This window comes from Salegentibacter sp., assembly GCF_041642575.1.
Lineage (GTDB): Bacteria > Bacteroidota > Bacteroidia > Flavobacteriales > Flavobacteriaceae > Salegentibacter.
On the sequence record NZ_JBEPWD010000065.1, the window covers coordinates 1 to 12,258 of the forward strand.

Consider the following 12,258-nt stretch of genomic DNA (forward strand, 5'->3'; position numbering starts at 1 on the left):
CCACTGGTTGGAGCAAGCCAAATCCTTTCATCATCTGCGTTGTAAACCGCAAAATAAGTTAAGACATAATCACCCGGTATCAATTCAAGATCTGCAGATTCCTGGGTAAACCATACATCCTCCCCATCTTCCTGGATAGGTGTTGGATTTACATTGATCATTAATGGATCTTCCGTAGTTCCCACATTTTCTTCACCAGTTAGAACTACGTGCACATAGGCAGGTTCATCATCGGTACAGATAGGAATACCTAAATCGGCTTGTTGCTTGCTGTCATTTACAAGATCATTTAGGACAGTGCTAAAAGACAAGGTAGCCTTGGCATCATCCTGTAAAACATCAGTTTCTTCTTTACTACATGAAGTAAATAACATTGCAATAATCGCAATGGCCCCCATGTACTTATTAAAATTTTTCATAATAAAATAATTTAAGAATGGTTATTAAAGTGTTTGGTAAAAAAAAGGGAAAGGCATACCGCCCTTCCCTTTAAAGTTTAATCAAATTCATGTAAATCGATTGCTCCACATGCTACTGGAAGACCGGCAACATACTCATCATCTACGGTCATCCCGTGGATATTGATGGTTCTGTCGGCTAAGTTTCCTAAAGCAGCTAATTCAGTTCCGCTAAGAGTGAACTCCCTGTTATAATTAAGCGATCCCCAACTAGAGAAGGCATTTGGCCATTCCCCGTTTTGTTCTCTTAAGTCAAAGATTGGTGCACCTGAATCGTCACAATCATCTCCCGCATGAATATGCTGTGGATGTCTGCGATTATTTCCTCTTTCAAGATTAGTGGCCATTACTGTTGCTCTTAGCATATTGTCTTCAAGCTTGAAGTATGCAAAGCCAAATACCTCAGATCCGTTTTCAGGATATAGACAGGCTTTATAGTGTTTTGCATCGTCTCTTGGATCCTGGAAAATAGGAGGCTCGTCTCCGGTTTCACAACCTTCACGGAAGTGCCAGTAATCAAGGTTATCTTCCCCATCAAAGAAGCTTTTTACTTCAGTATCGGTGATAGTACCAACTCTAATTATTTCTTCAGTAACATCTCCGTAGGCATCAGAGCTTAACAACGTGATTTCATAATAGTATTCATCATCTCCGCTGGTATCTGGTAAGGCCATACATAATGGTGTTCCTGCATAATCTCCGTCGTCATTTAATTCTACGGTATTGCTTAGATCATCATAAAGCTGAGTGCCTTTTTCGCCATCTTCCCATACCCATACATCTACACTAAAGGCAGCTGGATAGTGTCTTCCACTTGGAGGACAGAAGTTTCCGAAAATACAGAACTCTATGGCTTGTTTTCCAATAATATCGAAGAACAGGTATCCATATTCATTGACCATTCGGTCATCAAAACAAAGTACCTCTACATCTACATATTTTTTCACTCCGGCACCAAGGTTTATGTCAATTGGAAGGGAATTATCTACAAAATCTGCAAGATCCCCACCAGTGGTTGGTGCAAGCCAGATCATTTCGTCACTGGCATTAAAAACGGCAAAATATGTTAAGGTATAAGAGCCAGGTGTTAATTCAAGATCTCCGGATTCCTGAGTGAACCATACATCCTCTCCATTTTCCTGGATAGGAGTTGGATTCACATCAATCACCAAAGGATCTTCTTCGGTTCCAACATTTTCATCTCCGGTTAAAATCACTTCAACATAGGCTGGTGCATCATCTACACAGGTCGGAATACCGAGATCGGCCTGTTGTCTGCTGGTGGTGACAAGGTCATTCAGCAGTGTTCCAAAGGAAAGGGTTGCTTTCTCGCCTCCGTTCTCGATCAACGGAGTTTCGTCCTTACTACAGGAGGTGAAAAGCATCGCGAAAACCGCGAAACCTCCAAGGAATAGTTTAAAGTTTTTCATAATTAAACAGTTAAGGTTAATAAGTAATCGAATGGTTAATAAAATTATTGAGATGGCCGGATGGCCTTTGAATTTTCATTAATCTCAAGGTATCATACAGTGAATTAATTTCCGGCTCTCCAAAAACGGAGAACCGGATATTAATTTTACTACATTAACATTGCTTAGTCCATATCACCAGGACAAACATCCAGGTGTACCACCAACCAGAAGTCGCCGTCACCGGAATATTCAGTACTCCAGCTAAATTCGTCATCAAATTCAGAAATATCATTTCCGAATTGTCCGGGAGCTGTTGTTGTTGGCGCATCGTCATCATCGAAATACAGATGTCCGCCTTCCGCATCAGCACCATCGCAAAGATCGATATCTACTTCAACATCATCACCGTCTACTTCAAGGGTAACTACTCCAACAAGGAATCCCTTGTCGGTATCGTTTTGACCAGCAGCGGCATAGATAGGATACTCATAGGTACCATCCTCAAGGTCAAAATTAAGAGCCCATCCCCAACGGTTGTTTCCTAATTCCAGGTCCTGAAGGGTGTAATTACCAACCATAAAGGCGGTTTCACAGCTATCAAGATCTGTTTCGCAGTCGTCACCGTTATCATCTTGTTCAAGACAGTCTGGAATACCGTTTTCATCTTCATCAATGGTATCGTCTTCACCTGGACATACATCACAAGCATCACCTACACCATCTTCATCTGAATCGGCTTGATCTTCATTATCTACGAAAGGACAGTTATCACAAACATCTCCGAAGCTATCTTCATCAGAATTCAGTTGATCAGGATTATAGTCGTTAGGACAATTGTCGTCATCATTAGGAATTCCATCACCATCGTCATCATCGATAGGTGTGTCCCCACAGTTGAAACGGATGTGCTCATAATCTACGTTGTCATCTCCGTCAAATTTGGCTTCGATTTCATTTCTACTTAGAGAACCGGTTTCGGTATAATCTCCTACAGGACCATATACTCCATCCCAGTCAAGTAAAGTGATCTCATAATGGATGTATTCAACATCATCTCCGTAAGAAGCGATATTTGGAAGTGCGAAACATAATGGATCTGCAGATGGATCTTCACCTGTGGCATCAACAGTATTAATTTCACCAGAGTACAGCATTTCATCTTCACCTTCCAGCCAGATATCTACAGAATAGCGAGCAGGATAGTGACGTCCATTGTCATCGCAGTAGTTTGCAAAGAAGCAAAATTCAAAAGCTTCTTTCCCTATAATATCAAAGAATAAGTAACCGTATTCATTGACCAGGCGATCATCAAAACACAAGACTTCTACGTCTACATACTTTTTAACTCCGGCACCAAGCGAAATATCAAGTGGTAAAGGAGTATCAACGAAGTCTGCGAGGTCACCACCTGTCATTGGCGCCATCCAGATTAAAACATCGTCTTCACTGTAGACTGAAAAATAAGTTAGTTGGTAGTCTCCGGGAGTGAGTTCCAGGTCGGCTGATTCCTCTGTGAAATAAACCATTTCCCCATCCTCTTCAATAGGAGTTTCATTTACGGGGATCATATGAGGATCGCCCATTTCACCAACATTTTCCTCACCGGTAAGTACAATATGTACATAGGCGGGCGCATCATCACTACATAGTGGAATTTCTGTGTCTCCAACCATTTGTTTGGTGGCACTATCCATAAGGTCATTTAAAGCTGATGCAAAGGAAAGGGTCGCTTGTTCCTGATTTTCGACTATTGAAGATTCATCGTCCTTACTACAGGAAGTAAATAGCATTGCGAAAAGCGCAACTGCTGAAAAGTAATACTTAAAGTTTTTCATCATTAAGAGTTTTTAGTTAATATTAATTTAGAATGGTTAATAAATATATAGGTACCCAAAATGGGTGATCTATCAAAATGCAATAAAGCCAATCGTTGGGGAAAGTTCACGTACAGATAAGATGGAAGTGGGGTGACTATCTTATCCTTAAATTCATAATTAAAAGTACTTCAATTTATCTGCGGAGGATATAGGGGAAAACCCGCAATATTGAATCATGTTATTTTTCAAGCTTGCTGAAAATCAATAAGCTTATGGTTTATAGCATAAATAATACTCTCCAGTATAGTCTCAGAATTAGTTCGTTTTATGATATTGGACCTATGCTTTTCTATAGTTTTAGGAGAGATGAACAATGTAGAGGATATGTCCTTGGTTTTGTAGCCCTTTATAAGTAATTTAATGATCTCTTTCTCTCTCTTGGTAAAACTGTACTCAGGGATATTGCTGTTCTCTTTAAAACAATTCTCTACCATCTCAGAATTAGTGCCCAGTTTAGGATTTACCATTACTTCATCACCGTTAAAATCTATGATCATTATAAAATGATTTCCATAGTTCTTATTGAGCTTTGAGAAACTGATCTTTGCATCCCTAACTTTATTGGACTTTAGCATTAAAGCAGTTTTAGTGCTGGCTTTCATGTGTTTGCCTCTGCCAAAATTGCGGAGCGCATTTTTTACTTTTGGCTTATTTTCACATTGAACGAGATCGGTTAATTTCAGTCCTTTAGTACTCTCAATTCTGAAATGCTGTCTAAAGGAATCGTTCATCGCTATAATTTCATCCTGCTGAAGTAAAACCACCGGTTTAGCCATCAAATTGAATAAGCCCATAAAAGAATCCTTCCAAAAATTAGACAGCGAATTATTCGCATAAACCAATTTGATGATCTTGCCGCAAAGCAATGGTATAGAGGAAGAATAAATAAACTCGTCTACCACTCTTCTAAACCGGCTTTCTACCTCCATCTTAAGGCCTTCTTCAGCATAAACGATTAGCCAGGCCTTATTTAGAAAATGGGTGGATTTAAAATTGGAAATATTCTTAAAATTTCTTCCGGACCTGTAAGAAGCATAATCTATCAAAATAATGTCCGGTAATAAATTCAATGCGCAATTGAATCCTGTATGCAGGGAGCTTGCTGTATGAACTTCAAAATGCATACTTAGCCCCTCATTAACGCCTCTCTCGAGCTCACTTCTGCTGGTAATCAACAGCAGTTGCTTTTTATCTGTAATCATTCCATATATTTTAGCGTGCCAGGGCACTGGTTAATAAGCGATACTAACTATTTTGGGGCAATAGTCTCAAACTCGCAGAAATCTGCAGTTTGGCATCCGGGGGGAATAATTAAAGATTTGGGGAAGTAACTTCTATTTCAAATATAGGTGAAATTACCCATTCTTCGGAAAAATTTTCTGTAATATTATCCTGACATCCAATACGTTAAATCCTTGATGTAGAATCGGTTTTAACAGTCTAAATAGAAATTTTATGCAACCATAAAGTTTTGTTTAACAAAGCATTTAGAGTTGCTGTTTCTCAAAAAATTCTAAAAGACGATAAGCGGGAACAAAAAAATTACATCTAAATTAACAGCAGTGAAAATAAGCTTCCTTTTTAGTTAGCAACACTTTAAGTACCTTTGCCACCTTGTTTAAAAATATGGCAAAATTCGAGGAATATATTGAGGTTTTAGGGGCCCGGGTCCATAACCTGAAAAACATAGATGTAAAGATTCCGCGGGAGAAGCTGGTGGTTATCACCGGACTTTCAGGCTCGGGGAAATCTTCACTTGCATTTGATACGATCTATGCGGAAGGGCAACGCCGGTACATTGAAACTTTTTCGGCCTATGCAAGGCAATTCCTGGGTGGGCTGGAACGTCCTGATGTAGATAAGATCGACGGACTCTCTCCTGTTATCGCTATTGAGCAGAAAACCACCAGTAAAAACCCCAGGAGTACCGTGGGTACCATTACAGAGATCTATGACTTTCTGCGACTCTTATATGCGCGGGCCGGGGAAGCATATAGCTACAACACGGGGGAGAAAATGGTGAGCTATACCGATAGCCAGATAAAAGACCTTATTCTCCAGGATTTTAAAGGAAAAAAAGTAAATGTCCTGGCTCCGGCTGTACGCTCAAGAAAAGGTCATTACCGTGAACTTTTTGAGCAAATTGCAAAACAGGGTTTTATAAAAGTGCGAACCGACGGAGAGATAAGGGATATCGTTAAAGGAATGAAACTGGACCGATACGTGACCCATGATATAGAAATTGTTGTAGACCGTCTCAAAATTGATGATAAGACCGAAGCCGATAAACGCCTGGATGAAAGCATAAACACCGCAATGTATCATGGCGATGATGTGCTAATGATCATGGAGCAGGAAACCGGGGAAATTCGTTTTTTCAGTCGAACCCTGATGTGTCCTACCACCGGAATCTCGTATCCAAATCCCGAGCCTAATACCTTTTCCTTTAATTCTCCTAAAGGAGCCTGCGAATCCTGTAACGGAATTGGTAGTTTATTCAAGGTAAATATCGATAAGATCATTCCTGATCCTAATCTTAGTATCCAAAAAGGGGGACTCGCTCCGCACGGTCCACAGAAAAAGAACTGGATCTTCTCCCAGCTTGAACTAATTGGAGAAATGTTTGATTTCAAGCTTTCAGACCCAATTAAAAAGATCCCCAAACCTGCGATGGACCTGATCTTGTACGGAGGAAAGGAAAAATTTTCCAAGGAATCTAAAACCCTGGGAATTACCCGTGACTATAAGATCGATTTTGAAGGAGTAGCCACCTTTATTGAAAACACCTATTATAATAACGATTCTACTTCGCTTAGGCGCTGGGCCAAGGAATATATGGACAAGATCGATTGTCCGGAATGCCAGGGCACGCGCTTAAAAAAGGAATCGTTGTACTTTAAAATCCACGATAAAAATATTGCTGAACTCGCTCAGCTGGACATCAGCGATCTTGCCAAATGGTTTAAGGGACTGGAAAAGCATCTTAGCGATAAACAAAACCAGATTGCCTCAGAAGTAATTAAAGAAATAAGAACCAGAATACAATTCCTGGTAGATGTTGGATTAACCTATCTGGCCCTTAACCGGGGATCAAAATCCCTGTCGGGAGGAGAAGCACAACGGATTAGACTGGCGACTCAAATAGGATCTCAGCTGGTAGGTGTCCTTTATATATTAGATGAACCCAGCATTGGCTTGCATCAGCGGGACAACGAAAAACTTATCAATTCCCTGGTTGCGCTTCGTGACCTCGGAAATTCCATTATCGTTGTTGAACACGACAAAGACATGATAGAGCGCGCCGATCATGTGATTGACATAGGTCCTGAAGCAGGGAAACATGGAGGAGAGATCATTAGTGAAGGCACTCCTGCTGAATTAAAAAAGCATGATACGCTAACCGCTGCATATCTCAATGGCAGCAAAGAAATTGAAGTTCCGGAAAAGAGAAGGAAAGGAAACGGAAAATCCATCGAATTAAAGGGAGCTACAGGAAATAACCTTAAAAAGGTTTCCGTAAAAATTCCACTGGGAAAAATGATAGCGGTAACAGGAGTTTCAGGTAGCGGGAAGTCTACGCTTATCAACGAAACGCTCTACCCTATTATGAATGCCCATTATTTTAATGGGGTGAAAGTACCTTTGCCTTATACATCTATTAAAGGCCTGGACAATCTCGATAAGGTGATCGATATCAATCAAACACCAATTGGAAGAACTCCGCGCTCCAATCCGGCTACATATACGGGAGTGTTTTCAGAAATAAGGAATCTTTTCGCCAAAACCCCTGAATCTTTAATTCGCGGTTATAAACCGGGACGCTTTAGTTTCAATGTAAAAGGAGGAAGATGTGAAACCTGTAAGGGAGGCGGTCTCAGGGTGATTGAAATGAATTTCCTTCCTGATGTTTATGTGGAATGTGAGACCTGCCAGGGAAAACGCTTTAATCGCGAAACCCTGGAAATTCGATATAAAGGAAAGTCTATTTCAGATGTACTTGAAATGACTATTAACGATGCGACGCATTTTTTTGAAGCGATTCCTAAAATATACCGGAAACTAAAAACCATTCAGGATGTAGGCCTGGGATATATCACCTTAGGACAGCAAAGCACTACGCTTTCAGGAGGAGAAGCCCAGCGGATAAAACTGGCCACTGAACTTTCCAAAAGAGATACCGGAAATACTTTTTATATCTTAGACGAGCCCACAACCGGATTGCACTTTGAAGATATAAGGGTGCTGATGGAGGTTTTAAATACACTGACCAATAAAGGCAATACCGTTTTAATTATTGAACATAATATGGACGTCATTAAAATGGCCGATTATATTATTGATATTGGGCCTGAAGGAGGAAAAAATGGCGGAAAACTTATCGCAAAAGGCACTCCTGAAGAAGTAGCCAAATCGGGAAAAGGCTATACGGCGCCATACCTTAAAAAAGAATTACACTTAAAAAACTAAAAACCTAATATGAGAACGAGTTCAAAAAATAAAGCCTGGAACGAAATAAAAACGAACGATTCCTGGGCTATTTTTAAAATAATGGGTGAATTTGTTAACGGCTATGAAAAGCTGAGCCAAATTGGTCCTTGTGTTTCTATTTTTGGATCGGCCAGAACAAAACCCGATCAAAAATATTATAAACTGGCTGAAAAGATTTCCAAAAAGATTGTAGAAAATGGATATGGTGTGATTACCGGTGGTGGCCCCGGGATAATGGAAGCGGGAAATAAAGGAGCACACCTTGGAGGAGGAACCTCAGTTGGCCTTAATATAGATCTGCCCTTTGAACAACATGACAATCCTTATATTGATAATGATAAAAGCCTTGATTTTGATTACTTCTTTGTAAGAAAAGTAATGTTCGTAAAATACTCTCAGGGCTTCGTAGTGATGCCAGGTGGTTTTGGAACCCTTGATGAACTTTTTGAAGCAATAACCCTGATCCAGACTCATAAGATCGACAAGTTTCCAATAATTTTGGTGGGATCTGAATTTTGGGGTGGTCTGGTAGATTGGGTAAGAACCACACTTTTAGATAGCTTTCAAAATATTAGTGAGCCCGATATGGACCTGGTACAGGTTGTTGATACCGAAGACGAAGTTATTGAGATACTCAATGAATTCTACGATGAGTATAATCTTAGTCCTAACTTCTAATATATTCTCTATCCGGAAACTAAACTTTGATTATATTTAGCAAAATTCTGTTACACGCTAAATAGTTCAATTTCCCTTGAAGCATATATTCTTTTACCTGCTGTTTTTTACAGGAATTGGTTGGGGTTTTTCTCAAAACTCCATAACCATAAATGCGCAGTTAAATGATTCTCTGCGGATTTTTGATATCCAACAGGAGCTGGTATATAAGAATGAAAGCAAAGATACTTTAAGGGAGATTTATCTTAATGACTGGGCGAATGCTTTCAGTAGTAAATCCACTCCCCTGGCGCGTAGGTTTGCTGAAGAATTTTCCCGGCGTTTTCATTTTTCCAAAGAAATTGAAAGAGGCGGCACCTCTGTAAACTCCCTAACAGAAAAAGGCGGAGAAAATCTTAACTGGATCAGGCTTGATCTGCACCCTGATATTATTAAAATAGAACTCCCAAAAGCCTTAGCTCCCGGCGAGGAATTTGAAATTCATCTTGATTACAAGCTAAAAATTCCGTCAGATAAATTTACCCGTTATGGCGTAGATGAGGTTGGGAATTATAAGATCAGATACTGGTATATTAACGCGGCAGTATACCGCGACGGTTGGCAGATTTTTAGTCATCGTAATCTTGGGAATCAGTTTACTCCTCCCGCAAACCTGGATATAACCCTCAGTATTCCTAAGAATTTATACATAGCCAGTGCACTTGCAAAAAGAGCAACCCATACCTCTGAGGGTATAAAAACTGTTCAGCTTGTGGGATTGAATAGAATGGAATCTAAACTCTATCTCACCAGAAGTTATCTTTTTGAATCTGAATATGCCCATTCCCACGAAATTCTAACCGATGTTGAAGATGACGGGCTCCCTTCAATAACAAAACGTGCCATCCTTGATAGAATTGTAAAGTTCAATTATGAACGGCTGGGGCCTTACCCGCATAGTACGCTGTTTGTTACCCAGGAAGATTATTTAAACAGCCCTATCTATGGCCTTAACCAACTCCCCGGATTTATCAGGCCTTTTCCCGATGGTTTTCAGTATGATATCAAACTGTTTAAAACCATCACGAATAATCTGCTTAAGAATTCAATACACATTAATCCCAGGGAAGAACAATGGGTAAATGATGCTATTCTGGTATCTCTTATGATGGACTATGTAGATACTTATTATCCCAGGATGAAATTAATCGGTAATCTTAGTGATATCATAGGAATAAGGTGGTTCCATGCCGCCGATCTTGAATTCAACGACCAATATCAGTTTCTTTATATGAATACTGTGCGGCTCAATTTGGATCAGCCATTAGGCTCAGCCCAGGATTCTCTGATAAAATTCAACAGAAATATTGCAAACTCTTATAAGGCGGGAGTTGGAATAAAATATCTTGAAGATTATCTTGAAAACGATTCTATAAGATTTGCCATTCAGAAGTTCTATAAGGAAAATAAAATGAAGCCTGTTTCTGAAGAAGATTTTGAAAGCTCTCTGAAGGAAGCCGCTAATAAAGACATTTCCTGGTTCTTTGATAATTATGTAGATAAAAACGAAAAAATCGATTTCAGAATAAGTAATCTGGTAAAGACCAAAGATTCCCTTAGAGTTACAGTAAAAAATAAACGCCGTAACGGATTTCCGGTTTCACTATACGGCCTAAAGGACGGCCATATTGTCTCTAAAACCTGGGTCGATGATTTCACTAAAGAAAAGACCGTTAGTATTCCCCGGAAAGATATTGACAGATTGGCTTTAAATTATGAAGGAAAAATCCCCGAAGTCAATCAAAGGGACAATTATAAAGGGGTGACAAAGTTACTTAATAAGCCACTTCAATTCAGGCTTTTACAGGATATTGAAGACCCGCGTTATACCCAGGTTTTCTTTATGCCGGAATTTGACTTCAACCTTTACGATGGGGTTTCTATTGGGCCCAAGATGTATAACAAAACCATATTGAGAAGAAATTTCGAATTTAATATTTCTCCCAAATACGGATTTAATAGTAAAACCATAGTGGGTTCTGCTTCCATTATGTATAATCAGCAGTTTGAAAATTCAGAATTACATTCCATACGTTACGGAATCAGTGGTTCCCGATACTCTTATAATTATGACCTTTTCTACGAGAAATACACTCCTTATATAGGTTTTTTCTTCAGAGATAAAGATTTGAGGAATAACGAACGGCAACGTTTATTGATAAGAAATGTAAATGTTAGACGGGACAGGAATCCAGCAGTGCCCCTGGATCGGCCAGATTATAATGTTTTCAACATAAATTACCAGTACAGCAAACCGCATCTCATGGATTTTCAATCGGCTTCCTTCGATTACCAGTTGGCCGAAAAATTCAGCAAAGTCTCTATGAGCCTGGAGTACAGGAAACTTTTTAAAAATAACCGCCAAATCAATTTAAGATTCTTCGCGGGAGCATTCTTATATAACGATAACACAAACACAGACTATTTCAGTTTTGCACTCGATCGTCCTACCGATTATTTATTCGATTACAATTACTACGGAAGAAGCCAGGGCAGCGGGCTTTTCAGTCAGCAAATCATTGTTGCTGAAGGAGGTTTTAAATCCCAACTTCAACCCGAATATGCCAATCAATGGCTTGGTACTGTAAATGCCAGCACCAATTTATGGAAATTCATTTTCGTCTATGCTGATGCCGGCCTGGTAAAAAATAAACTCCAAAACCCGGAATTCCTTTATGATTCAGGCTTGCGCCTTAGCCTTGTAGATGATTATTTTGAAGTTTTCTTTCCTGTATATTCAAGTATAGGCTGGGAACTGGGCCAGGAAAACTACGATCAAAAAATACGTTTTATTGTTTCTCTAGATATCAATACCCTAATCAAACTCTTCACGCGAAGGTGGTATTAACAAAGAATTATCTAATTCCCATTTTAAAGTATCCAGTTAACTGAATTACATAATTTTCAACTAAAACTCCCAATTTCATTATTTTATTTCACATAATATAAATTAGCGATGATTAATTAATTATTTCGTAAAATATTCAGGTTTTAATGAATTGTGTATAATTATAGTTTTCGTTACATTTGTTATTCAATAAAATGAATGTTCATGCAAAGCGAAACTCAGACTAAAGATTCAATTTCATTTGAAGATTTCAAGACCCAGGTACTTGAGGATTACCGAATAGCGGTTACCAGTCGCGAATGCAGCCTATTGGGAAGACGCGAAGTTCTTACCGGAAAAGCTAAGTTCGGGATCTTTGGAGATGGAAAGGAAGTGCCTCAACTTGCGATGGCGAAAGCCTTTAAAAATGGAGATTTCAGGTCTGGCTATTACCGCGATCAAACTTTTATGATGGCGAT

Annotated in this window: 7 protein-coding genes and 1 pseudogene; 4 read left to right on the forward strand and 4 right to left on the reverse strand. The window is 39.4% G+C overall.

The genetic code is table 11. The features are described 5' to 3' along the window. From ACESK1_RS09790 to ACESK1_RS09805, 4 genes are all read right to left on the reverse strand, one after another. The coding region (locus ACESK1_RS09790; protein ID WP_372920001.1) for a hypothetical protein at nt 1-419 on the reverse strand (419 nt) is incomplete at its 3' end. A gap of 77 nt (nt 420-496) precedes the next feature. Next, nucleotides 497-1,888, reverse strand: a complete 1,392-nt coding sequence (locus tag ACESK1_RS09795) for a hypothetical protein (protein WP_372920002.1) — start codon at nt 1,886-1,888, stop codon at nt 497-499. 164 nt (nt 1,889-2,052) lie between these two features. Next, nucleotides 2,053-3,705 (reverse strand): hypothetical protein, encoded by a 1,653-nt coding sequence (locus tag ACESK1_RS09800; RefSeq protein ID WP_372920003.1) that lies wholly within the window; start codon nt 3,703-3,705, stop codon nt 2,053-2,055. A 227-nt stretch (nt 3,706-3,932) separates the two neighbouring features. Next, nucleotides 3,933-4,949 (reverse strand): response regulator transcription factor, encoded by a 1,017-nt coding sequence (locus tag ACESK1_RS09805; protein ID WP_372920004.1) that lies wholly within the window; start codon nt 4,947-4,949, stop codon nt 3,933-3,935. Nucleotides 4,950-5,373: 424 nt separating this feature from the next. Between ACESK1_RS09805 and uvrA the strand changes: the two genes are divergently transcribed. The 4 genes and pseudogenes from uvrA to ACESK1_RS09825 all read left to right on the forward strand — a co-directional run. Then, the gene (gene uvrA, locus ACESK1_RS09810) at nt 5,374-8,214 is read left to right on the forward strand and encodes an excinuclease ABC subunit UvrA (RefSeq protein WP_372920005.1); all 2,841 of its coding nucleotides are present in this window, start codon (nt 5,374-5,376) and stop codon (nt 8,212-8,214) included. Between the two features lie 9 nt (nt 8,215-8,223). Further along, complete coding sequence (locus ACESK1_RS09815; protein ID WP_372920006.1) at nt 8,224-8,913, forward strand: TIGR00730 family Rossman fold protein; 690 nt, start codon at nt 8,224-8,226, stop codon at nt 8,911-8,913. Between the two features lie 76 nt (nt 8,914-8,989). Further along, nucleotides 8,990-11,800 (forward strand): metalloprotease, encoded by a 2,811-nt coding sequence (locus tag ACESK1_RS09820; RefSeq protein ID WP_372920007.1) that lies wholly within the window; start codon nt 8,990-8,992, stop codon nt 11,798-11,800. A gap of 204 nt (nt 11,801-12,004) precedes the next feature. Next, a pseudogene (locus ACESK1_RS09825) lies at nt 12,005-12,258 on the forward strand (transketolase); the annotation flags it as partial.